Origin of the sequence: Stenotrophomonas nitritireducens, from assembly GCF_001700965.1 — a bacterium.
Classification (GTDB): Bacteria; Pseudomonadota; Gammaproteobacteria; order Xanthomonadales; family Xanthomonadaceae; genus Stenotrophomonas; species Stenotrophomonas nitritireducens_A.
In genome coordinates, this window is record NZ_CP016756.1 from 337,922 (window position 1) to 362,009 (window position 24,088).

Annotated in this window: 19 protein-coding genes; 17 read left to right on the forward strand and 2 right to left on the reverse strand. The window is 64.9% G+C overall.

Annotated elements, in window-relative coordinates; all coding sequences use genetic code 11:
- The 6 genes from BCV67_RS01460 to BCV67_RS01485 are packed head-to-tail and all read left to right on the forward strand — an operon-like array spanning window position 1 to window position 4,159.
- Window positions 1-363 (forward strand): GntR family transcriptional regulator, encoded by a 363-nt coding sequence (locus BCV67_RS01460; RefSeq protein ID WP_062166162.1) that lies wholly within the window; start codon window positions 1-3, stop codon window positions 361-363.
- A complete protein-coding gene (locus BCV67_RS01465; protein WP_062166163.1) occupies window positions 360-1,232 on the forward strand; it encodes an ABC transporter ATP-binding protein in 873 nt (290 codons plus the stop codon). Before BCV67_RS01460 ends, BCV67_RS01465 begins: the two co-directional genes overlap by 4 nt.
- Window positions 1,229-2,212 carry an ABC transporter permease gene (locus tag BCV67_RS01470; protein ID WP_062166164.1) on the forward strand — a complete coding sequence of 328 codons (984 nt, stop codon included), beginning with the start codon at window positions 1,229-1,231 and terminating at the stop codon, window positions 2,210-2,212. The genes BCV67_RS01465 and BCV67_RS01470 overlap by 4 nt, the downstream gene beginning before the upstream one ends.
- A gap of 21 nt (window positions 2,213-2,233) precedes the next feature.
- Window positions 2,234-3,058: a DUF4097 family beta strand repeat-containing protein gene (locus BCV67_RS01475; RefSeq protein ID WP_062171311.1), complete on the forward strand. Its 825-nt coding sequence runs from the start codon at window positions 2,234-2,236 to the stop codon at window positions 3,056-3,058.
- 30 nt (window positions 3,059-3,088) lie between these two features.
- The gene (locus BCV67_RS01480; protein WP_062166165.1) at window positions 3,089-3,673 is read left to right on the forward strand and encodes a DUF2884 family protein; all 585 of its coding nucleotides are present in this window, start codon (window positions 3,089-3,091) and stop codon (window positions 3,671-3,673) included.
- Between the two features lie 57 nt (window positions 3,674-3,730).
- The gene (locus BCV67_RS01485; RefSeq protein WP_062166166.1) at window positions 3,731-4,159 is read left to right on the forward strand and encodes a hypothetical protein; all 429 of its coding nucleotides are present in this window, start codon (window positions 3,731-3,733) and stop codon (window positions 4,157-4,159) included.
- 174 nt (window positions 4,160-4,333) lie between these two features.
- Here BCV67_RS01485 and BCV67_RS01490 read toward each other — a convergent pair whose 3' ends face one another.
- Window positions 4,334-5,743 carry a class II fumarate hydratase gene (locus tag BCV67_RS01490; RefSeq protein ID WP_062171312.1) on the reverse strand — a complete coding sequence of 470 codons (1,410 nt, stop codon included), beginning with the start codon at window positions 5,741-5,743 and terminating at the stop codon, window positions 4,334-4,336.
- 203 nt (window positions 5,744-5,946) lie between these two features.
- On the opposite strand from BCV67_RS01490, the gene purB reads away from it, so the two are divergent.
- The 7 genes from purB to BCV67_RS01525 all read left to right on the forward strand — a co-directional run bounded on the left by purB (window position 5,947) and on the right by BCV67_RS01525 (window position 16,631).
- Complete coding sequence (gene purB, locus BCV67_RS01495; protein WP_062166167.1) at window positions 5,947-7,329, forward strand: adenylosuccinate lyase; 1,383 nt, start codon at window positions 5,947-5,949, stop codon at window positions 7,327-7,329.
- A gap of 393 nt (window positions 7,330-7,722) precedes the next feature.
- Complete coding sequence (locus BCV67_RS01500) at window positions 7,723-9,198, forward strand: cupin domain-containing protein (protein ID WP_062166168.1); 1,476 nt, start codon at window positions 7,723-7,725, stop codon at window positions 9,196-9,198.
- A gap of 11 nt (window positions 9,199-9,209) precedes the next feature.
- The gene (locus tag BCV67_RS01505; protein ID WP_428999534.1) at window positions 9,210-10,100 is read left to right on the forward strand and encodes a GNAT family N-acetyltransferase; all 891 of its coding nucleotides are present in this window, start codon (window positions 9,210-9,212) and stop codon (window positions 10,098-10,100) included.
- 175 nt (window positions 10,101-10,275) lie between these two features.
- The gene (locus BCV67_RS01510; protein WP_062166170.1) at window positions 10,276-13,107 is read left to right on the forward strand and encodes a 2-oxoglutarate dehydrogenase E1 component; all 2,832 of its coding nucleotides are present in this window, start codon (window positions 10,276-10,278) and stop codon (window positions 13,105-13,107) included.
- Window positions 13,108-13,149: 42 nt separating this feature from the next.
- Window positions 13,150-14,361: a dihydrolipoyllysine-residue succinyltransferase gene (gene sucB / locus BCV67_RS01515; RefSeq protein ID WP_062166171.1), complete on the forward strand. Its 1,212-nt coding sequence runs from the start codon at window positions 13,150-13,152 to the stop codon at window positions 14,359-14,361.
- A 126-nt stretch (window positions 14,362-14,487) separates the two neighbouring features.
- Window positions 14,488-15,912 carry a dihydrolipoyl dehydrogenase gene (lpdA, locus tag BCV67_RS01520; protein ID WP_062166172.1) on the forward strand — a complete coding sequence of 475 codons (1,425 nt, stop codon included), beginning with the start codon at window positions 14,488-14,490 and terminating at the stop codon, window positions 15,910-15,912.
- 125 nt (window positions 15,913-16,037) lie between these two features.
- Window positions 16,038-16,631, forward strand: coding sequence for a TIGR00730 family Rossman fold protein (locus tag BCV67_RS01525; RefSeq protein ID WP_062166173.1), 594 nt, complete (start codon window positions 16,038-16,040; stop codon window positions 16,629-16,631).
- Between the two features lie 312 nt (window positions 16,632-16,943).
- Here the strand turns inward: BCV67_RS01525 and BCV67_RS01530 are convergent, their stop codons facing one another.
- Window positions 16,944-19,844 carry an EAL domain-containing protein gene (locus BCV67_RS01530; RefSeq protein WP_082746452.1) on the reverse strand — a complete coding sequence of 967 codons (2,901 nt, stop codon included), beginning with the start codon at window positions 19,842-19,844 and terminating at the stop codon, window positions 16,944-16,946.
- A 181-nt stretch (window positions 19,845-20,025) separates the two neighbouring features.
- On the opposite strand from BCV67_RS01530, the gene BCV67_RS01535 reads away from it, so the two are divergent.
- The 4 genes from BCV67_RS01535 to BCV67_RS01550 are packed head-to-tail and all read left to right on the forward strand — an operon-like array spanning window position 20,026 to window position 24,064.
- Entirely contained in the window at window positions 20,026-20,583 is a 558-nt protein-coding gene (locus BCV67_RS01535) for an RNA polymerase sigma factor (RefSeq protein WP_062166174.1), read from the forward strand.
- A complete protein-coding gene (locus tag BCV67_RS01540; RefSeq protein WP_062166175.1) occupies window positions 20,580-21,662 on the forward strand; it encodes a hypothetical protein in 1,083 nt (360 codons plus the stop codon). Before BCV67_RS01535 ends, BCV67_RS01540 begins: the two co-directional genes overlap by 4 nt.
- Before the next feature lie 46 nt (window positions 21,663-21,708).
- Window positions 21,709-22,305 (forward strand): IMPACT family protein, encoded by a 597-nt coding sequence (locus tag BCV67_RS01545; RefSeq protein WP_062166176.1) that lies wholly within the window; start codon window positions 21,709-21,711, stop codon window positions 22,303-22,305.
- Window positions 22,298-24,064: an ABC transporter transmembrane domain-containing protein gene (locus BCV67_RS01550; protein ID WP_062166177.1), complete on the forward strand. Its 1,767-nt coding sequence runs from the start codon at window positions 22,298-22,300 to the stop codon at window positions 24,062-24,064. Before BCV67_RS01545 ends, BCV67_RS01550 begins: the two co-directional genes overlap by 8 nt.
- Window positions 24,065-24,088: the final 24 nt, after the last annotated feature.

Below are 24,088 nucleotides of genomic sequence, written 5' to 3' on the forward strand. Positions count from 1 at the left end.
ATGAGCGATATCCAGTGGAGCGATGGCGCTCCCATTTACCGCCAGCTGAAGGATCGCGTGATTGCGATGATGCTGGACGGAATCCTGAAGCCGGGCGACGCCCTGCCCTCGGTGCGCCAGGTTGCGGCCGAATACCAATTGAACCCGATCACCGTCTCGCGCGCCTACCAGGAGTTGGCCGACGAGAACCTGGTCGAGAAGCGCCGTGGCCTTGGCATGTTCATGACCGAGGAAGCTGCGCAGAAACTGCGCGGGAACGAGCGCGACCGCTTTCTCAATGACGAATGGCCGGCCGTGCTGGAGCGGATCCAGCGGCTGGGCCTGACAATGAAAGATTTGCTGCCACCGGGGACCACTCTATGAACGCCGCCGTCGAAGCCGTCGTTTCCGCCAAGGGCCTGCGCAAGGCCTACAAGCAGAAGCCAGCGCTGGACAACACCAGCTTTTCCATTGAACCGGGCCGCATCGTCGGTCTGATCGGCCCCAACGGTGCCGGCAAGACCACGGCGTTGAAAGCCGTGCTCGGGCTGACCTCGTTCGACGGCGAGCTGAAGGTCCTGGGGATGGACCCACGCAGCCAGCGCGACGAGTTGATGAATGATGTCTGCTTCATCGCCGACGTGGCGGTGCTGCCACGCTGGCTGCGGGTGAAGGAGGCGATCGACTTCGTCGCCGGCGTGCATCCGCGCTTCGACCGCGCCCGCTGCGAGCGCTTCCTGGCCAATACCAAGCTCAGCCCAAAGCAGCGCGTGCGCGAGATGTCCAAGGGCATGGTGGTACAGCTGCACCTTGCCCTGGTGATGGCCATCGACGCCAAGGTCCTGGTGCTGGACGAGCCCACCCTGGGCTTGGACATCATGTACCGCAAGGAGTTCTACCAGCGTCTGCTGGAGGATTACTTCGACGAGCAGAAGACCATCATCATCACCACCCACCAGGTGGAAGAAGTCGAGCACATCCTCACCGACGTGCTGTTCATCCGCGATGGCAGGATCGTTTTGTCCTCGGACATGGAAAGCCTGGCGGACCGCTACACCGAACTGCTGACCTCGGCCGACACGGTGCATGCCGCGCGCGCACTGGCACCGATCGACGAGCGTGCCCTGCCCTTTGGCAAGACCGTGCTGCTGTTTGATGGCGCGGACCGCAACCAACTCGCCGGCATGGGCGAAATCCGCACCCCCGGCCTGGCCGACCTGTTCGTGGCCACCATGAAGGGAACCTACGCATGAACGCCACCCACCACAACATCACCCCGCTGGGCAAATTCAAGTGGCTGCTCAAGCGTGAGTACTGGGAAAACCGCGGCGGCTTCGTCTGGGCCCAGGTCATCACCGGCGGCATCGCCATCCTGTTCGCCATCATCGGCGCCCTGATCGGTGCGTTCGCCGCGCGTAATTCGGACGGCATCAACGAGATCGGCGATGTCAGCGAATACCTGAAGGTCATGGGCGCGTTCGGCGATGGCCTGCTGCTGGCGGGCATCTTCCTGGCCTCGCTGATACTGGCCTTCGTGGTGTTCTTCTACGCGCTTGGCAGCCTCTACGACGACCGCCGCGACCGCAGCGTGCTGTTCTGGAAATCGTTGCCGGTTTCCGACACCCAGACCGTGCTGTCCAAGGCCCTGTGGGCACTGGTATTGGCACCGTTGATCGCGATGGCGATCGGCCTGATCGTCGGCCTGGTGCTCTGGGTGGTTGCCATGATTGGTGCGGCCGCCGCCGGTGCCACCAGCCCCTGGGCCATTGCCACACACTCGCACCCGTTCCGGATCCTGGGCCTGGTCCTGAGCACCTTGCCGGTAAGCCTGCTGTGGGCACTGCCGACCGTCGGCTGGCTGATGTTCTGCTCGGCGCTGGTACGTTCCAAGCCCTTCCTGTGGGCGGTGCTGCTGCCACTGATGGCCTGCACGATGATCAGCATCCTCGGCGCCATGCCAGGCGTGAAACTGCCTCTGGGCTTGATCTGGTACACCGTGGCCTACCGCGGCCTGCTCAGCGTGTTCCCGTCCTCTTGGTTGCCGCGCGGGCTGACCGACACCAATATCGGCAACGATGACATCCAGAGCCCTGCCGACCTGGTGCAGTGGCTGCTGCAGCACCACAGCCTCAGCAAGGTACTGGCCGATCCCGACATCTGGATTGGCGCAGTGATAGGTATCGCCCTTATCGTTGGAGCGGTTTATCTGCGCCGCCGTCGCGACGACATCTGACACTCGATCAGGAGAATGTTCATGTACAAGACGTTTCTACTGGCCGCGTTGCTGGCGGCACCCGGCGCCGCCTTCGCCGCCCAGCCCTGCGCGATAACCGCACCAAAGTCGCTGAATCTGGACCTGGCCGGCAGCAAGATCGTGGTTTTCGAGGTCAACAGCCATGACCTGCGCCTGCAGGCCAGCCCCGGTGCCAAGGCCGCCCTCAGCGGACGTGCCTGCGCCTCGACCCAGGAACTGCTCGACCAGCTTTCGCTGAGCCAGCGCAAGGAGGGCGACAAACTGGTGGTGACGCTGGAGCGCAGGAACCAGGGCCTGCATTTCAACTTCGGCAGCAACTACGCCTACCTGGACCTGACCGGCAGCCTGCCTGATGACGTGCTGGTACAGCTCAAGGTCGGCTCCGGCGACGCCTCGCTGGCCGGCGCGCAGAGCATGAGCGCCGATGTCGGCTCGGGCGATGTCAGTGCCCGCGACATCAAGGGCCTGGCTACCGCCGCAGTGGGCTCGGGCGATGTCGAATTCAACAATATCGGCTCGCTGTACGTGTTGTCGGTGGGCTCGGGCGACGTCAAGGCCAATGGTGTGCGCGGCAATGCCCGCGTCGGCACCGTGGGCTCCGGCGATGTCGAGCTGCACGGCGTGCAGGGCGCGGTAAGCATCGAGAGCATCGGCTCGGGTGATGTGGACATCCGTGACAGCCGCGGCGCTGTGAGCCTGGGCGCGCTGGGCTCGGGTGACCTGGACGTGCGCGGTGCCGCCAGCCTGAAGGTGGAACGTGTCGGCAGCGGCTCGGTCAACCATTCCGGCATCACCGGCGCAGTCGATCTGCCAAAAAAACGCTGATTTCCCTCTGGACGCAACGGAACGCACATCATGAAGATCCTCAAAGCCCCCCTGCTCGCCCTGGCCCTCGTGCTCCCTCTGACTGCCTGCGGTGAAAAACAGGCCGCCAGTACGCCGTCCGCCGAGAGCACCATCGGCGCAAAGGTCCGCGAGGCCACCGACCAGGCCCGCAAGGAAATGGCGGCAGGCAACGTCAGCATCGGTCACGATGGTGCCAACGTGGAGCTCACGCCCAGCGGCGACCTGCTGATCAACGGCACCTCCATTCCGCTCAACGACAGCCAGCGCGCCATCACCCTGCGCTATCGCGCGCAGATGCTCAGCATCGCCGAAGCCGGCATCGATATCGGCGTGCAGGGCGCCAACCTCGGCGCCAAGGCAGCCGGTGAAGCGATCAAGGGCATTTTCTCCGGCAACTCGGAGAAGATCGAAGAGCGCATCAATGCCGAAGCGGACAAGATCAAGGCCAGTGCGACCAAGCTGTGTGACCAGCTGCCAGCCTTGATGGTCACCCAGCAGCAGCTGGCTGAGGCGGTACCTGCGTTCAAGCCGTACGCGAAGATGGACCAGGGCGACATCGACGACTGCCGCAACGGCAACTCGCAGTCGTTCTGACCTGCACAGGCGGGGGCGGTAGAATGGCCGCCCCCGCCGTTGTTGTTACCTGCCGCCATGAACAAACTGCTGTTGCTGATCCTCGTTGCCGTCGCCACCCTGGCCACCGGCTGTGATCGCGAAAAGTACGCTGAGCACCGCAGCGAGCGCAGCAAGCCCAAGACCGAAGTCACCCTGGAGCGCATCGCCATCCGCCGCGCGCCCTACCCGAACCTGGACATCCTGCCGGACGGCCGGTTGCGTGTGGATGACATCGTCATTCCCTTGAATGCCGAACAGCAGGCGCTGCTGCAGACCAGCTACGTCAAGCTGCAGATCCTGCGCCAGAACACCCTGGTGGACGCCGACCCGGCGTTGGCACAGGAACGTTCGCTGCCACTGCAGATCCCGGAAGGCCAGTCGCCATTCCCGCCGGACCTGGCCAAGCAGATCCCCGAGTTCGAAAAGTACGGCGAAGCCCTGGCCAACCTGCGCGCGCTGCGCTGAGCCCGTAGTGCCGAGCCATGCTCGGCAGAAGCCTTACCAAAGATCCAAATGTAGTGCCGAGCCATGCTCGGCAAAGGCCTTACCGGCCAAACCTGCCCTCACCCCAACCCCTCTCCCGCACGCAGAAGAGGGACTCAAGCCATGGTGTCGACCAGGGGGGCGGCACTGCGCTCCTCAATGATCGTGAATACCACCCAGCGTCAACGCCGCCGGATCCAGCAAACGCTTCAACTCGGCCTCAGACAACCCACTGTCCTCCAGCGCCACGTCCAGCACTGGCCGCTGTTCCTTGTAGGCACGCTTGGCAATCGCCGCCGCCTTCTCGTAACCGATGATCGGGTTCAGCGCGGTCACCAGGATGGGATTGCGCGCCAGTGCCTCACGCACACGTTCCTGCTTGACCAACAGCCCGACAAACACCTTGTCGGCCAGCAGGTTCATCACATTGGACAGCAGCTGGATCGAGTCCAGCAGGTTGGCCGCGATCAGCGGCAGTGCCACGTTCAACTGGAAATTGCCGGTCTGCCCGGCCACGGTGATCGCGGTGTGGTGACCGATCACCTGCGCGGCCACCATCACCGTCGCTTCGGGGATCACCGGATTGACCTTGCCCGGCATGATCGAACTACCCGGCTGCAACGCCGGCAGCTCCAGTTCGCCCAGCCCAGCCAAGGGCCCGGAATTCATCCAGCGCAGATCGTTGGCGATCTTGATCAAGGCCACCGCCAGCGCATTGAGCTGGCCGGACAACTCGACCGCATCGTCCTGTGCAGCCAGGCCCTCAAACTTGTTGGCCGCGCTCTCGAACTTGACCCCGGTAGTGGCCGACAGCGCCCGCGCCACCTTGCCACCAAAGCGCGGATCGGCATTGATGCCGGTACCAATGGCGGTGCCGCCCAGCGGCAGCCGGCGCAGTCGCTTGAGCGCGTCTTCAATGCGGCCCTCAGCCGAGGCCAACTGTGCCGACCACGCGCCGAATTCTTGGGCGAAGGTCAGCGGCATGGCGTCCATCAGATGGGTGCGGCCGGTCTTGACCACCTTGCCCAGGGTGCGGGCGCGCTTGTCGATGGTCTTGCGCAGGTGTTTGAGGGCGGGCAGCAGCGATTCCACCACCTCGAGCTGGGCCGAGACGCGGATGGCGGTCGGGATCACGTCATTGGAGCTCTGCCCCAGATTGACGTGGTCATTGGGGTGCACGGCGGTCTTGCCGGCCTTGCCGCCGTTGTTGGCCAAGGTGGCGATGACCTCGTTGGCGTTCATGTTGGACGAGGTGCCCGAACCGGTCTGATACACATCAATCGGGAACTGGCTGTCATGGGCACCGATGGCCACCTCGGTGGCCGCCGACTGGATTGCCTTGCCCACGCCCTTGGGCAACAACCCAAGGCCGGTGTTGACCTCGGCCGCTGCGCCCTTGATCAGGCCCAGCGCACGGATGAAGGCGCGCGGCATGCGCTGCCCGGATACCGGGAAGTTCTCTACCGCACGCTGGGTCTGCGCGCCCCACAGGGCCTCGGCAGGCACCTGCAGTTCGCCCATGCTGTCGTGTTCTGTCCGAAAACCACTATTGGAAACCTTGCTCATCATCAACTCCGCACAATCTCATTGTTGGGGAAGGGAAAGCTGCGGCTGGCGGTGGGCAGACTTCCCGGCTGGCGTCTTGCACCACCATACCCGCCCGCCCCTGCAAAGACATCCGCGGCCGATGGGATACAACGGCCCAGCAACGGCAACGCCCCCGGCAGCGTAGAATATGCGCCCCCGCCACTGCCCAACTGCCTGCCGCCATGACGGATACATCCCGCCAAGAAGCCGCCCTGCTTGCCCTGTCCCCGCTTGATGGCCGTTATGCCGGCAAGGTCGACGCATTGCGCCCGATCTTCTCCGAATATGGCCTGATCAAGGCCCGCGTGAAGGTCGAGATTGAATGGCTGCTGGCACTGGGCGCCGAGCCGGGCATCACCGAGCTGGCCGACTTCTCGGCCGCCGGCAAGGCCAAGCTGCGCGCACTGGCGGACGATTTCTCGGTCGGCAACGCCGCCCGCGTCAAGGAAATCGAGCGCACCACCAACCACGACGTCAAAGCCGTGGAGTACTTCATCAAGGAACAGCTCAAGGACGACGCCGAGCTGGCGCCGGCCCTGGAGTTCGTGCATTTCGCCTGCACCAGCGAGGACATCAACAACCTGTCCTACGGCCTGATGCTGGCAGAAGCGCGTGAAAAGGTGATCCTGCCAGGCTATGCCGGCATCGCCGCCACGCTGCGCACGCTGGCCCACGCCCAGGCCGCCCAGCCGATGCTGTCGCGTACCCATGGCCAGACCGCCTCGCCGACCACGCTTGGCAAGGAACTGGCCAACGTCGTCGCCCGCCTGGAACGGCAGATCCGCCAGATCGGCGCGGTCGAGCTGACCGGCAAGATCAACGGCGCGGTCGGCAACTACAACGCTCACGTCGTGTCCTACCCGGATGTGGACTGGCCGGCCTTCGCCGAGCGCTTCGTCACCTCGCTGGGCCTGGTGTTCAACCCCTATACCACCCAGATCGAGCCGCACGACAACGTCGCCGAAATCGGCGACGCCGCGCGCCGCGCCAACACCATCCTGATCGACCTGGCCCGGGACATCTGGGGCTATATCTCGCTGGGCTATTTCAAGCAGAAGCTCAAGGAAGGCGAAGTCGGCTCCTCGACCATGCCGCACAAGGTCAACCCGATCGATTTCGAGAATGCCGAAGGCAATTTCGGCATCGGCAATGCCTTGTTCGAGCACTTCAGCGCGAAGCTGCCGATCAGCCGCTGGCAGCGCGACCTGACCGACTCCACCGTGCTGCGCGCCGTGGGCACCGCCTTCGGCCACAGCCAGGTCGGCCTGGAATCGCTGGCCAAGGGCCTGGGCAAGCTGACCGTGAACCCGGAGCGCCTGGACGCCGACCTGGATGCGGCCTGGGAAGTGCTGGCCGAAGCCGTGCAGACGGTGATGCGCCGCCATGGCCTGCCCAATCCGTACGAGCAGCTCAAGGCGCTGACCCGTGGCCACGGCATCACCGCCGATTCCATGCGCGCTTTCATTGAAACCCTGGAACTGCCGGCCGATGCCAAGCAGCGCCTGCGCGAGCTGACCCCGGGTGGCTATGCCGGCCTGGCAGCCGAGCTGGCGAAGGCGATCTGAGCGCCGAAGCCCAGAAATCCGAGAGCCCCTCTCCCGCCTGCGGGAGAGGGGTTGGGGTGAGGGCAAGCTTCTGGATGTAGTGCCGAGCCATGCTCGGCATGGGCTTTCCTGGTAGAGCCTGTTGCCGAGCATGGCTCGGCACTACAGTGCATTGCTGGTACAGCCCCTTGCCGAGCACGGCTCGGCACTACAGTGCATTGCTGGTACGACCCCTTGCCGAGCATGGCGCGGCACTACGGTGCATTGCTGGTACGGCCCCTGCCGAGCATGGCTCGGCATTACATTTGATTCAGATCAGTCGCATGCCGTGCGCATTGCCGCCAACAAGGGGACAATGGGGGCCTGTGCGCTACGCGCACCCCTGTTCGACCTCCGTTGCAAAGGATTTCCCCCATGGCTGCACGCAAGCAAAAGACCTATCCGATCGAAGTACAGGCCCGCGCCGGCCTGCCGCTGGGCATGGCCCCGGCCACCTTCCTGCGCGACTACTGGCAGAAGCGTCCGCTGCTGATCCGCGCCGCTTTCCCTGACTTTGAAACCCCGGTGCTGCCCGAAGACCTGGCCGGCCTGGCCTGTGAAGAAGGTGCGCTGGCGCGCATCGTCAGCCATGACCGCGCCACCGATGGCTGGGAGCTGCGTACCGGCCCGTTCCAGGAAGAAGACTTCCCCGGCATGCCCGACCACGACTGGACCCTGCTGGTGCAGGACGTGGACAAGTGGGACCCGGAAGTGCGCGCCCTGACCTCGTACTTCAACTTCCTGCCGCGCTGGCGCATGGATGACGTGATGATCAGCTTTGCCGCCACCGGCGGTTCGGTTGGCGCCCACGTCGACCAGTACGACGTATTCCTGCTGCAGGCCCATGGCCAGCGCCGCTGGCAGATCGACGCCAGCGAGTCGACCAAGGGCAAACGCCCGTCGCTGGAGTTCCGCCCCGACGTGGAACTGAAGCTGCTGAAGAAGTTCAAGGCGACCCACGATTGGGTGCTGGGCCCGGGTGACATGCTGTACCTGCCGCCGAATGTGCCGCACAACGGCGTTGCCGTGAACCCCTGCCTGACCTTCTCCTTCGGCATGCGTGCGCCGTCCTCGGCCGAGCTGATCAGCGATTATCTGGACGATCTGGTCGCCGATGCCGACGAATCCATCCGCTTCCAGGACCCGGACCTGAAGCTGCCGGAAGACCCGAACGAGATCGACGCAGCCGCCATGAAGCGCGTCGTCGCCGCGCTCAACGCCCTGCGCATGAACGACCCCGACCGCCTCGGCAACTGGTTCGGCCGCTTCATCACCACCTACCGCGCCGCTGGCGACATCCTGCCCTCGCAGGCCCCGCCGTCGCCGGAAGAAGTGACCGCCGAGCTGGAAAACGGCGGCGTGCTTGAGCGCCACCCCTGGGCCCGCCTGGCCTGGCGCCGCGCCACCCGTGGCGCCTCGCTGTACTGCTCCGGGCTGGCCTTCCAGCTGTCGATCAAGGACGCGCAGACCCTGGCCGGCGCCGAGCAGATCGATATCGCCCTGTTCAACAAGCTCGGCAACAAGGGCCGTGACGCCCTGATGGAGCTGATCACCGGCGGCCATTACCAGCTGCTCGACGTTGAAACCATTGCCGCCATGCTCGCCGAGCAGGATGCACTGGAAGTGCTGGAAGACGCCGAGCAGGACTTCGACGACGAAGAATTCGATGACGAGGCCGATGCCCCGGAAGTGGAAATCGAAGTCATCGAGTACAGCGAAGCCGGTGACGGCGAGCCTTCCAGCGCCAGCATCGAGACCGTGCTGGTCAGCGAGGAAGGCGTCGAGGTCGTGGTGATCTGCGACGACGGTGATGAAGAAGACGAAGACGACGCGGAAACGCCGTCGGCATGAGTCAAACCGCGATCTTTCACGTAGAGATCGCCGACTACGCCGTGCAGCAGGCATTGCTGCACGGCGTGCGTCATACGGTGTTCGTAAGCGAACAGAACGTTCCGGCCGAACTTGAGATCGATGCCCTGGATCCGCTCAGCGACCACGCCTTGGCGCTGGACGCGGACGGCCAGGCCATCGGTGCCGCCCGCCTCACCCCGGACCAGCGCATCGGCCGCATGGCGGTACTGTCCGCCTGGCGCGGCAAAGGCGTGGGCCAGGCCTTGTTGAACGCCCTGCTGGCCACTGCCCGTACTCGCGGCTGGGGCGAGGTCAGCCTGCATGCCCAGTTGCATGCCCGCGACTTCTACGCCTGCAACGGCTTTCTGCCGGAAGGCGCTGAATTTGAAGAGGCCGGCATCGGCCACCAGAGCATGCGCCGTCGCCTGGACGGCGCCATGCGCGTGCAGGACCCGGCGCAGGCCCGCGCCGCAACCGCGGCGGTGATCCACGCTGCACGTCGCCGCCTCTGCCTGCAACTGCGCGGCAATGACACCCTGCTCGCCCAGCCACTTGTAGTGGACGCCTTGCGCCGTTTTGCCACCGCCCGCCACGACAAGCAGGCGCAGCTGCTGCTGCACGAAGCCGACCTGCCCGCCCTGCCTGCGGCCTTCCTGGCCCTGGTGCAGCGCCTGCCCAGCGTGTTCCAGCTACGCGAACCGGTGGATCCGGCGGATTGCCAAGTGGCGTCGGCCGCCATCAGCAATGACCGTGGCGACTGCTACTTTCGTCCAATAGGCGCCCGCATCGAAGGCGAGCTGTGGCTGGATGCACCCGCCCGCGCGCAGCAGCAGGAAGCGCAGTTCAAGCGCATCTGGGAGCGTTCACGCGTTTGCAACGGGCTTCGCGTATTGGGTGTGTGAGCGCTGACCCGGCCAGGACAAGGCCCAGTCAGGTATTAATGCGCGGGACAGTGTGCATGCCCCTTCCTGTCCACTGAGGGGTATAATTCAGTGGTTAGAACACGCCCGCGCGGGACGCTGAAGCAAGGTCCGCCGGTTCCCAGAACTACCCCACAAGTGAATCCGACTCTCCATCGTGGACAATCTACTGAAGCAGTTTGCGCAATCATCGCAGCTCGCCGGCGGCAACGCCTCCTATGTCGAGGACCTGTACGAACAGTACCTCGTCTCCCCGGACAGTGTGGACCCCAAGTGGAAGTCCTACTTTGACGGCTTCAAAGGCCGCGAAGCGGGCGATGTGCCGCACTCTGCCGCCATCGCTCACATCACCGAAGCCGCCAGGAATGCCGGCAAGGTCGGTGGCAATGCCGGTTCCGGCGATGAGCGCGAGCGCAATGTCGGCCGCCTGATCACCGCCTACCGTTCGCGCGGCCATCTGGGTGCCAATCTTGATCCGCTGGGCCTGACCCCGCCGGTCAACCCGCCAGACCTGGGCCTGCCCTTCCATCACCTCAGCGATGCCGACCTCAACGACGAGTTCAGCACCGGTGGTGTGGGCGGCCAGCCGCGGATGAAGCTGCGCGATCTGGTTGCGCGCCTGAAGGCGACGTATACCGGCTCGATCGGCGCGGAATTCATGTATATCGCCGAAGTCGAGCAGCGCCAGTGGCTTTACCAGCGCCTCGAAACCGCCGGTGGCAACTACAACCTGGATGCCGACACCAAGCGCCGCACCCTGGAGCGCCTGACCGCGGCCGAAGGCCTTGAGCGTTACCTGCACACCAAGTACGTCGGCCAGAAGCGCTTCTCGCTGGAAGGCGGCGACTCGCTGATCCCGATGATGGATACCATCATCCGTGACGCCGGCAAGGAAGGCGTCAAGGACGTGATCATCGGCATGGCCCACCGCGGCCGCCTGAACGTGCTGGTCAATACCCTCGGCAAGAACCCGCGCAAGCTGTTCGACGAGTTCGAAGGCAAGTTCGAGCACGACGACCGCGCCGTGGCCGGTGACGTGAAGTACCACATGGGCTTCTCGGCCGACGTTGCCAGCGATGGCGGCCCGGTGCACCTGGCCCTGGCGTTCAACCCATCCCACCTCGAAATCGCCGATCCGGTGGTTGTCGGCTCGGTGCGCTCGCGCCAGGAACGCCGCAACGACACCGCGCGCAAGCAGGTGATGCCGGTCCTGATCCACGGCGACGCCGCATTCGCCGGCCAGGGCGTGGTGATGGAACTTTTCCAGATGTCGCAGGCGCGTGGTTTCACCGTCGGCGGCACCGTGCACATCGTCATCAACAACCAGGTGGGCTTCACCACCTCCAACCGCGACGACTCGCGCTCGACCCTGTACTGCACCGACATCGCCAAGATGGTCGCTGCCCCGGTCCTGCACGTGAACGGCGACGATCCCGAAGCCGTGGTGTTCGCGGCCAAGCTGGCCTATGACTTCCGCCAGCAGTTCAACAAGGACGTCGTGATCGACCTGGTCTGCTACCGCCGCTGGGGCCACAACGAAGCCGATGAACCGGCGATCACCCAGCCGCTGATGTATCAGGTGATCCGCAAGCACAAGACCACCCGCGAGCTCTACGCCGAGCAGCTGGAAGCCGCAGGCGTCATCGCTGCCGGCGCCGGCAAGGAGATGGTCGACGCTTACCGCAACAAGCTGGACTCGGGCGAAGTCACCACCGAGCTGGCCAAGGTCGAAAAGACCCCGGCCACCAGCAAGATGTACGTGGATTGGTCCAAGTACCTGTCGGGCAAGCTGTCCGACCCGGTCAGCACCAAGGTCGACATGGGCAAGCTGACCCAGCTGGCCACCCTGATCAACACCATTCCGGAAGGCGTGGAAGTGCATTCGCGCGTTGCCAAGGTGTACGACGACCGTCGCAAGATGGCCGCCGGTGAAATCCTGGGCGACTGGGGCTTTGCCGAAAACCTGGCCTATGCAACGCTGCTGGACGAAGGTAATGCGCTGCGCCTGGTTGGCCAGGACGTCGGCCGCGGCACCTTCACCCACCGCCACGCGATCCTGCACGACCAGAAGACCGACAACTACTACCTGCCGCTGCGGCAGCTGGTCGAGTCGCCGGAACAGGCCACCATCATCGATTCGCTGCTCAGCGAAGAAGCCGTGATGGCGTTTGAATACGGCTTCTCCACCACCGATCCGAACACCCTGTGCATCTGGGAAGGCCAGTTCGGCGACTTCGCCAACGGCGCCCAGGTGGTGATCGACCAGTTCATCGCCTCCGGCGAAGCAAAGTGGGGCCGTATCTCCGGCCTGACCCTGCTGCTGCCGCACGGCTATGAAGGCCAGGGCCCGGAGCACAGCTCGGCGCGCCTTGAGCGCTTCCTGCAGCTGTGCGCGCTGGAGAACATGCTGGTCTGCGTGCCGTCGACCCCGGCGCAGGCATTCCACATGCTGCGTCGCCAGATGCGCATGGACACCCGCAAGCCGCTGGTGGTGATGTCGCCCAAGTCGCTGCTGCGTCACAAGCTGGCCGTGTCCAGCATGGACGAAATGGCCAACGGCGAGTTCCAGCATCTGATTGGTGATGCCAAGGCCGATGCGAAGAAGGTGAAGCGTGTTGTGGTCTGTTCGGGCAAGGTCTATTACGACCTACTGGAAGACGTGACCAAGCGCGGCCAGGACGATGTTGCGCTGGTCCGCGTCGAACAGCTCTATCCGTTCCCGCGCCCGGCGCTGGCCGCCGAACTGAAGAAGTACGGCAAGGCCACCGACGTCGTGTGGTGTCAGGAAGAGCCGATGAACCAGGGTGCGTGGTACCAGATCAAGCATCACCTGCAGGCATGCGTGGCCGATGGCCAGGCGCTGCACTATGCCGGTCGTCCGCGTTCTCCGTCGCCTGCTGTTGGCCACATGTCCGATCACCTGCGCGAACTCGCACAGCTGCTCGCCGACGCGCTGGTCAACAAGATCGACGACAACTACGCCGAATAAGCCCCCTTTTCCACAAGAAAACGAAACCAGGAAATCAGCCAAATGGCCACCGAAGTCAAAGTACCGGTACTGCCCGAATCCGTCTCCGACGCCACCATCGCCACCTGGCACAAGAAGGCTGGCGAGGCCGTCAAGCGTGATGAGAACCTGCTCGACCTGGAAACCGACAAGGTCGTGTTGGAAGTACCGGCGCCGGTTGATGGCGTGCTGAAGGAAATCAAGTTCCAGGAAGGCGACACCGTCACCTCCAGCCAGATCCTGGCCATCATCGAGGAAGGCGCGGTTGCCGCTGCCGCCCCGGCCGCTGCTGCCGAAGCGCCGAAGGCCGCTGCCCCGGCACCTGCCGCTCCGGCCGCAGCCCCGGCTGCCGCTGCTGCACCGGCCCCGGCTGCCAAGTCGGCTGCCGACAGCCTGCCCCCGGGCGCCCGCTTCTCGGCCATCACCGAAGGCGTGAACCCGGCTGACGTGTCCGGCACCGGCCGCCACGGCGCGGTGACCAAGGAAGACATCGTCAACTTCGCCCGCAACGGCGGCGTCGGCAAGGCCGGCGGTGCACGTCCGGAAGAACGCGTGCCGATGACCCGCATGCGCAAGCGCATTGCCGAGCGCCTGATGCAGTCGAAGAACTCGACCGCCATGCTGACCACCTTCAACGAAGTCAACCTGTCCAAGGTCTCGGCTGCGCGCAAGGAACTGCAGGAAGAGTTCGTCAAGGCCCACGGCATCAAGCTGGGCTTCATGAGCTTCTTCGTGAAGGCTGCCGCCAACGCACTGCAGCGCTTCCCGCTGGTCAATGCCTCGATCGATGGTGACGACATCATCTATCACGGCTACTCGGACATCTCGATCGCCGTGTCCACCGAAAAGGGTCTGGTGACCCCGGTGCTGCGCAACGTCGAGCGCATGTCGTTCGCCGACATCGAAAAGGCAATTGCCGACTACGCCAAGAAGGCCCGTGACGGCAAGCTGTCGCTGGAAGAACTGCAGGGCGGCACCTTCACCGTGACCAACGGTGGCACCTTCGGTTCGCTGATGTCGACCCCTATCGTCAACCCGCCGCAGAGCGCCATCCTCGGCATGCACGCCATCAAGGACCGTCCGATCGCCGAGAACGGCCAGGTCGTGATCGCGCCGATGATGTACCTGGCCATGTCCTATGACCACCGCATCATCGACGGCAAGGATTCGGTGCAGTTCCTGGTGGACATCAAGAACCAGCTGGAAAACCCGGGCCGCATGCTGTTCGGCCTGTAAGAGCTCTGAGCCCCTCTCCTCCGGGAGAGGGGTTGGGGTGAGGGCCACGGCCCTCCCGCACCCTCATCCGGCGCTACGCGCCACCTTCTCCCGCAGGGAGAAGGGATTGGTACCAAGGAATCTCAAATGGCTGAACAATTCGACGTAGTCGTCATCGGTGCCGGCCCGGCCGGTTACCACGCGGCCATCCGCGCCGCACAGCTGGGCCTGAAGACCGCCTGCATCGATGCAGCGCTGGGCAAGGACGGCAAGCCTGCCCTGGGCGGCACCTGCCTGCGCGTGGGCTGCATCCCGTCCAAGGCGCTGCTGGACTCCTCGCGCCAGTACTGGAACATGGGCCACATCTTCGATCAGCACGGCATCAGCTTCAACGACGCCAAGATCGACGTGAGCAAGATGGTCGGCCGCAAGGACGCCATCGTGAAGCAGTTCACCGGCGGCATCGCCCAGCTGTTCAAGGCCAACAAGGTTGCCACCTACTACGGCTTCGGCCAGCTGCAGGCCGGCAACGTGGTCAAGGTCAAGCAGCACGACGGTTCGGAAGTCGAGCTCAAGGGCACCAACGTCATCATCGCCGCCGGCTCCGATTCGATCGAGCTGCCGTTCGCCAAGTTTGATGGCAACCTCATCGTCGACAATGTTGGCGCGCTGGACTTCACCGAAGTGCCCAAGCGCCTGGCCGTGATCGGCGCTGGCGTGATCGGCCTGGAACTGGGCAGCGTGTGGAAGCGCCTGGGTTCGGAAGTGGTGATCCTGGAAGCACTGCCGGAGTTCCTGGCCGTGGCCGATGCCGAAGTGGCCAAGGTTGCCGCCAAGGAATTCAAGAAGCAGGGCCTGGACATCCGCCTCAACGCCAAGGTCTCCAAGACCGAGATCAAGGGCAACGAAGTCATCGTCAGCTTCACCGATGCCGAGGGCGACAAGACCCTGACCGTCGACAAGCTGCTGGTCGCCGTTGGCCGTCGCGCCGCCAGCAAGGGCCTGCTGGCCGAAGGCACCGGCGTGCAGCTCAATGAGCGTGGCCAGATCGTGGTCGACGACCATTGCCACACCGGCGTCGACGGCGTCTGGGCGGTGGGTGACTGCGTGCGCGGCCCGATGCTGGCCCATAAGGGCTTTGAAGAAGGCGTCGCCGTGGCCGAACTGATTGCTGGCCTGCCGGGCCACGTCAATTTCGACACCATTCCGTGGGTGATCTACACCGAGCCGGAACTGGCATGGGTCGGCAAGACCGAAGCCCAGCTCAAGGCCGAAGGCATCCCGTACAAGGCCGGCAGCTTCCCGTTCGCCGCCAACGGCCGCGCCGTCGCCATGGTCGAGCCGGCTGGCTTCGTCAAGGTGCTGGCACACGCCGAAACCGACCGCGTGCTGGGCATGCACCTGGTTGGCGCCAATGTCTCCGAGCTGGTGCACGAAGGTGTACTGACCATGGAGTTCAGCGGCTCGTCCGATGACCTGGCCCGCATCTGCCACGCCCACCCGTCGCTGTCCGAGGCAGTACACGACGCGGCCATGGCGGTCAGCAAGCGCGCCATCCACAAGGCCAACTAAGCTCCACGGCCTGTGACCTGAAGGCTCCGCTCCGGCGGAGCCTTCTTGCTTTTGTATTCCCCGGTCTGCGCGCCTGTTCAGCGGCCACAGAACGACCACCTCTTCCCATTCACCAGGAACAACACATGAAGTCCATCTGCGTCTACTGCGGCTCCAACCCCGGCGCCAAGCCCCTCTATGTCGAACGCGCCACCGAACTGGGCAAGCGCATCGCCAACGAAGGCCTGCGCCTGGTCTACGGCGGCGGCCGTACCGGCCTGATGGGCGCGGTGGCCGATGGCGTGCTGGCAGCCGGCGGCGAAGTCACCGGCGTGATCCCGCAGCACCTGGTGGACATGGAAGTGGCGCACAAGGGCGTTACTTCGCTGGAGATCGTCGGCTCGATGCATGAGCGCAAGTCGCGCATGTTCGACCTGTCCGATGCCTTCGTTGCCCTGCCCGGCGGCTTCGGCACCGCCGAGGAAATCTTCGAGATGCTGACATGGCGCCAGCTCGGCATCGGCCACAAGCCCTGTGCCTTCCTCGACATCGACGGCTTCTACCAGCCGCTGATCAACATGATCGACACCATGGTCAGCGAGCGCTTCCTGCACCCGGAACAGCGCGAAGACCTGTGGTACGGCGACGACGCCACGCAGATGCTGGAATGGATGCGCAACTACTCGCCGGCCCAGGCCGACAAGTGGTTCGACGAGAAGAAGCGCAACGCACTGCGCTGAGGCACCAGCGAGCCTTTGCCTTTGTAGGAGCGGCGTAAGCCGCGAGGCCGGCGCACTCGCCGCGTCGATGAAGCCGCAACTGCAACAGCCCACAGCACCCCTCCCCAACCCTCCCCTTTGCTACGCAAAAGGGAGGGAGTAGAAGCTGTAGGAGCGGCATAAGCGGCGAAGCTCGTACCCTGCACAGACCTCAGGGCTTTGAGGCAGGCAACAGCAACCACCACCCTGCATCGTGCAATTGCAGCTGACGCGCGGCGGCAACAGTTCCAGCTTCGCGGCTAACGCCGCTCCCACAAGGAAAAAAGCCAGCGATTACGCGCGCAGCAGGGTTTCTTCGCGTGGTGCCGGATAACCAAGAAGATAGCCTTGGCCAAAATTGCAGCCCAGGTCCTTCAAGGTCTGCAGTTGGCGCTCGTCTTCGATGCCCTCGCCGATGGTTTCGATGCCCAGCGTACGCGCCAGTGACAGCACCCCTTCAACCAGGGCCAGCGTGCTGTTGCTGCCCTCGTCGTACAGGCCGGCCACAAAGCTGCGGTCCACTTTCAGTGCACTGATCGGGAAGCGGTGCAGGTAGGAAAGCGCCGAATAACCCGTGCCGAAATCATCCAACTGCACAACCACGCCGCGCTCACGCAGTTGATGCAGGGCGCGCAGCGTGCGCGGCTCATCCTCCAGCAACGCCATTTCGGTGATCTCCACGCGCAGGCGTTCCGGGTCGGCGCCGGCCGCATCCAGCATCCCCAGCAAACGCGGGGCGAACTCGGCCGAACGGAAATGCCGCGGCGACACATTCACCGAGATATAGCCAACCGCCGAGGTCGCCATATCCGCCACCACCTGCTCATAGATCTGCCAGTCCACCTGCTCGATCAGGCCACTCTCCTCGCCCAGTGACAGGAACTGCCCCGGCAGCAGCACGCCGCGCCGTTCGTGCCGCCAGCGCAGCAATGCTTCGTGGCCAACCACCGTTCCATCCGCCAGTGACACGATGGGCTGGTAGTACGGCAGGAAATCGCACTTCTTGATCGCCCGGCGCAGGTCCGCTTCCAGCTCCAGGCTGCGCATGGCTTCATCGTGCATCGCGCCGTCGAACATCACGCAGCGGTCCTGGCCCTTGAGCTTGGCCCGATACATGGCCGCGTCGGCATCGCGCAACAGATCCGCACCAGAGGTGTAGCGCGCATCCCACACGGCAATACCGATGCTTCCGGAAGGGAACAGCTCGCGCCCGTCCACCCACATCGGGGCTTCCAATGCCTTGAGCAGCCGCCGCCCCAGTTCCATCGCCGCGTTCGAACCACGTTCGCACGGCACCAGCAACGCAAATTCGTCACCGCCCAGGCGCGCAACCACATCCTCGCCACGCACCAGGCCGACCAGCCGCCGCGCCACTTCCACCAGCATCTGGTCACCGGCCGCGTGGCCGATACTGTCGTTGACCCATTTGAAGCGGTCCAGGTCGAGAAACAGCAATGCAAAATGTGGGGCGATACCGAGCTCTGCGTTCTCGATGGCGCGTTCCAGGCGGTCCTGCAGGTGCAGGCGATTGGGAAGGCCGGTCAGCACGTCATGCATCGCCAGGTGGGTCAGGCGCTGCTCGGCGCGCATGCGCTCGCCAATCTGCCCCAGCAACTTCTGGTTGACCTCGCCCAGCTCGCGGGTACGCTCGCTCACGCGCAGCTCCAGCTCGGCATGGGCCTGCACAAGGCGCTGCTGGTCACGCTGGCGGGCCAGGCTGTTGCCGATGGTGCGGGCCACGAATACCAGCAGCCGCTGATCGTCCGCGGTGAAGACAACCTGTGGGTTGTAGCTCTGTACCGCGATGACGCCGACCACTTCGTCGTCGCTGAACAAGGGCACGCCCAGCCAGCATTGCGACTTTGCACCGAACTCCTGCAACGCCCCGGCCGCGATCAGCAGATCGATATCGGCGCGCGTCAGCAGCACCGGCTCGCGCCGCTGCAGCGCGTACTCGGTCAACCCATCACTGAAGGCACGCGAGGCGCGTTCGCGATTGAAGCGGTCAACCGAATAGACGAACTCGATGCCGCCCGCGTCCTCGGTCACCATTGCCACATAGAAATTGCTGGCGTCGAGCAAGCGGCCGATGATCTCGTGCACCTGCGCATAGAACTCGCCGGCTGCCTTGCCGCTCATCGCCAGTTCGGAGATGTTGAACAGCGCCGCCTGCAGCAGTTCCGCACGCCGGCGCTCGATGATCTCGCCCTGCAGATGGCCGTTGATGTGCTCCAGGTCCTGGGTGCGCTGCCACACCCGCTGTTCCAGCTGCGCGTGTGCCTGGTGCCGGTCCATTGCGGTAAGAATATGCTTGGCGACGAAATTCAGCAGCGCCCGCTCTTCCTCGCCATAGCAGGCATCGGCGACATAGCTCTGCACCACGATGGCACCGCAGACGCGGTTGTCGCGCCACATCGGCACGCCCAGCCAGTCGGTGCTTTCAACCCCTTCCACCACGTCGTACTCTTGCTCCAGGAACTTGAGCAGCTCGCGCGAAGGCCCACTCATCGCCCTGCCATTGCGCAGCACCGCGAAGGTCAGGCTGGCCGGCATTTCCTCGTAGCGGTAACTGCGGCCAGGATCGGGCCGGTAATTGTCCTGGGTGTCGACGAAATACAGGAACTTGAGGCTCTGCTGGTTCTCATCGCACTCCACCATGTAGCAGTTCTCGGCGTACATGAGCGAACCAAGAATGCGATGGAAGTGCGCCATCATCTCGGCCATCGCCAGGTCGGCGCCGGCCAGATCGGCGATCTCGAACAATGCCTTCTGCAATTGTTTGGAACGCTGCAGTTCTTCTATCTGCAATCGCTGTCGCATCAGCTCCATGGCCGAGCCGATCAGTACCCGCGCAGTGCCCTGCCAGGCTTCGCGGCGCACCATCGACATGCTTTCTTCACTGTCTATCAGCACCACGCACTCGGCACCGAGCTCGTGGTTCCAGGCCAGCGCATGCACCGTGGGCGGCAGATCAGCCGCTGTCCCGGCCAGGCATTCGCGCGCCAATCGGCACAAGCGCTCGCCTGGTTCCGGGTAACTGCAGCTGCCTTTGCCCAGCACGCTGTCGCGCCACGCCAGCGCAACACTGCTGGTGCGGGGCAACAAGCCCTGCAATGTCGCCAGCACCTTGGTGACCGGCGAAAACGTATCGGCGCGCGTGGAATCGGCCCGCGCCTCAAGCTCGCTATACGACATCTATCCGTTCTCTCTGGGTTCCGGTAACCCGGAACTCCCCCCTGATCCCGAAGCATACCTTTCGCAGAGGTCAAGGGCAGTGGGTCGCAGAAAAAAGATTATTTTTCACAACTCTGAATAAGCGCCGCCTGCATGATCGCCCCAGCTAGGCAGAATCCGACCCAGCCACTACGCTTGGCAGGTGGATACCGCTGTCCAGACCCCTACCGACGAAGTGTTGATGTTGGCGTATGCCGAGGGCGACAGCGATGCGTTCTCCGAGCTGTATGCCCGGCATCGGGCGCGCCTGTTCCATTACCTGCTGGGCCAGCTGCGCGACCGGCCGCTGGCCGAAGAGCTGTTCCAGGACGTCTGGCAGAAAATGATCAATGCCCGGACCGGCTGGAAGCCCGATGCGGCCTTCGCCACCTGGTTGTTCCGCATCGCCCACAACCGGCTCAACGACCATTGGCGCGCTGCTCGCCACCGGCCCGCGGCGCCGGCCGATGCCGACGAACGCACTGCCAGCCTGGCCGATACCTGCACCCCCGAATTACTGGCGGACGAACACGCCCAGCGCCTGCAACTGCGCCAGGCCTTGGCCGAGCTGCCAGCCGAACAACAGGAAGTCGTGATCCTGCGACTGGAACAGGAACTGAGCCTGGAGGAGATCGGGCAGATCACCGGCGTTGGCCGGGAAACCGTCAAGTCGCGGCTGCGCTATGCGATGGACAAGCTGCGCGCGAGGTTGAGCGAATGAAGACCGCAGACATGCTGACCCCCGAAGAGCGCGAGCTGGCCCGCCTGCTGGGCCGCCCTGGCAGCGCCGCCGCTGCGCCCAGCGCCCAGCTCGACGCGCGGATCATCGCCCTGTCCAAGGCGCCACCGGCGCCGAGCACCACCGCCGCTGCCCAGCCCAACGACCAGGGCGCGGCCCAGGCTCACGCCAGCTCCCCCACTGCCTTGCCGCCGTCGGCGGCACGCGGGCGCGGCTGGGGCCGTCGTCGTGGCCTGGTGTCCTCACTGGCGGTGGCTGCATCGCTGGTGCTGGTGGTTGGCCTGGCCTGGCAGCTGCGGCCACTGGATGCGCCGCCGTCCGCGCCAGCCTCGGCCGAAGCCCCTGCACCCGTTGCTGCCGATGCTTCCTCGAGCGGCGCAGCGCCGGCGCAAAGCCCGGAACCTGCTGCCGCGCCCATGCTGGAGCAGCCGACCGACCCAGCCACCGCATCAGCGCCCGTCGCCGCCGCGCCGGCGAAGCAAGCAGCAGCCAAAGAACGGCAGGCAGCGACGTCTGAGCCTGCGCCTGCCCGTGCATCACGCAAGGCCGAAGCCAGCGTCGCCGAGTCCGCCGCCAGCATGACGGCGGACGAGCCCGCCCCGCGCGCGTTCTCGGCAGCTCCTGCAAGCGCGCCTCCCGCGCCGCCGGCCCCACCGGCACCGGTAACCATGCCGGCGCCCATCGCGGCACCGGCTTACACCGAGCAGGCAAACAGCGCCGATGCCGCGCAGAACCAGCTCTATCGCAGCCAAAGCCCACCGGCACGCACGGCGCCACCGCGCCCAGCGTTCACCGGGCCCGCACCGATTCCGCATGCCGGCGCCAAGGCCGTCACAAAGGCAGCCGAAGCGCGGCGCCAGCGTGCCGCAGCCATCGCTGCAGACAGCACTGCAGACATCGAAGCCGATGCCATGCTGTCGCGACGCCAATGGCTCAAGCGCATCCGCGAGCGGCAGGAGGCCGGTGATATTCCCACCGCCAAGGCAAGCCTGCGCCGCTTTGCCCATGACTACCCGGAAGCACGCATTCCGCATGACCTCAGACCGCTGCTCGAGGATTGAGCCGCATCCGCTACCGCGTTGCAGTGCTGCCACTAGAATGACAGCAATGCTCGACACCCTTGCCGCCCCCGCCAGCCACGAGCTGGACATCAAACACAGCCGCTTCCTCGCCAGGGCGGCGCCCATCAGTGGCGCCGACCAGGCAATGGCGTTCATCGCCTCGGTGTCGGTTACCGACGCCACCCACAACTGCTGGGCCTACCGGCACGGCAACGAATACCGTTCCAGCGATGACGGCGAACCCGCAGGCACCGCCGGCCGTCCGATCCTGGCCGCCATCGATGGCCAAGGCTACGACCGCATCGCGGTGGTGGTGACCCGCTGGTACGGCGGCATAAAGCTGGGCGCCGGCGGCCTGGTCCGTGCCTATGGCGGCACCGCAGCCGAATGCCTGCGGCTTGCCCAGCGCAGCCCGCTGGTGCCAATGACCGAGCGCATCCTGCAATGCGGCTTCGAGGACATGGGCATCGTGCACACCCTGCTGGGCAGCGCCGGTGCCGAGAAGCTTGAAGAACAATTCCTGCCCGAAGGCCTGCGCCTGCATGTACGCCTGCCGGCAGACCAGATCGATGCGCTGGCATTGCGCCTGCGCGACGCCACCCGCGACCGCCTACGCCTGAGCGAACCTGTCGACCATGACTGATACCCCGTCCCCCGCACCGCGCAAGCTGCAGAAACTCGGCAGCCTGAAAACCCTGTGGCCGTTCGTCCGCCGCCATGCCGGGCTGTTCAGCGCCTGGCTGGTCGCGCTGGCCATTTCTTCCACGGCGACGTTGAGCCTGCCGATGGCGGTTAAGCAGATGATCGACCACGGATTCTCCGGCGGTGGCGAGATCAACCGCGCCTTCATGCTGCTCTTCATCGTCGCGGTGGTGTTGGCCTTGGCCACCGCCGCGCGCTTCTTCTTTGTGTCCCTGCTGGGCGAAAAAGTGGTCGCGGACCTGCGCGCCAAGCTGTACACCCACCTGATCGGACTGGATGCCGGCTTCCACGACCGCACCCGAAGCGGTGAGCTGGTCTCGCGGCTCACCGCAGACAGTGAACTGCTGCGCAGCGTGATTGGTTCGACCATGTCGGTTGCCCTGCGCAGCAGCGTCACTGTAGTCGGCGCGATGGTGATGCTGTTCGTCACCAGCCCGCGGCTGGCGGTGTATTCGCTGATCGGCATTCCATTGGCCGTGCTACCGATCGTGCTCGGCGCGCGCCAGCTGCAGAAAATCTCCCGCGCCAGCCAGGACCGTGTCGCCGATGCCAATGCCCTGGCTGCGGAAACCCTGGGCGCGGTACGTACGGTGCAGGCGCATGCGCGCGAGCCTTACGAGCGCGGCCGCTTCGAGGCCGCGCTGGCGGTGTCAGTGGCCACCGCAAAACGCCGCATCCGCACCCAGTCCTTCGTCACTGCCATCGCCATCGTGCTGGTGTTCGGGGCGATCGTCGCGGTGTTGTGGTCCGGCGCGCATGACGTGGTGGATGGCCGCATGAGCGCCGGCACGCTGGGGCAGTTCGTGCTGTACGCCCTGATCGGCGGCGGCTCGGTGGGCGCCTTGGCCGAGGTATGGAACGAACTGCAGCGCGCTTCCGGCGGCATGGGCAGGATCGGCGAACTGCTGGCCGAAACCCCGCAGATCACCTCGCCAGCGCAGCCGCATCCCTTGCCCACGCCCGTTCGCGGCGAAATCCGTTTCGAACATGTTTCCTTCCACTACCCGCAGCGCCCCGATCATCCGGCGCTGGATGATTTCAGCCTAACCGTGGCACCGGGCGAAACCGTGGCGTTGGTCGGGCCTTCCGGTGCCGGCAAAAGCACGGTGCTGTCATTGCTGCTGCGTTTCCATGACCCCGATGCAGGCAGCCTACGGCTCGATGGCATCGACCTGCGCGAACTGGACCCGGCGCAGCTGCGCCAGAGCATCGCCCTGGTGCCACAGCAACCGGCCCTGTTTGCCGCCAGCGCCGCCGACAACATCCGCTATGGCCGTCTGGAAGCCAGCGACGAGGAAGTGCGCGCAGCTGCCCGTTCGGCCGAAGCCGACGACTTCCTGATGCAGCTGCCCGAGGGCTATGACAGTGACCTGGGCGAGCGCGGTGCACGCCTCTCTGGCGGCCAGCAGCAGCGCGTGGCCATTGCCCGCGCTCTGCTCAAGGATGCACCGGTACTGTTGCTGGACGAAGCTACCAGCGCGCTCGATGCGCAGAGCGAACGCGCCGTGCAGCAGGCACTGGAACGCTTGATGGCGGGCCGCACCACGCTGGTCATCGCGCATCGCCTGGCGACCGTGCTCAAGGCCGACCGTATCGTCGTGATGGACCACGGCCGCATCGTCGCCCAAGGCACCCACGCCGAACTGCTGGCACAGGATGGCCTCTACGCCGAGTTGGCGCGCCTGCAGTTCATTGACTGAACGCGCTCGAATCACGCCGGCACC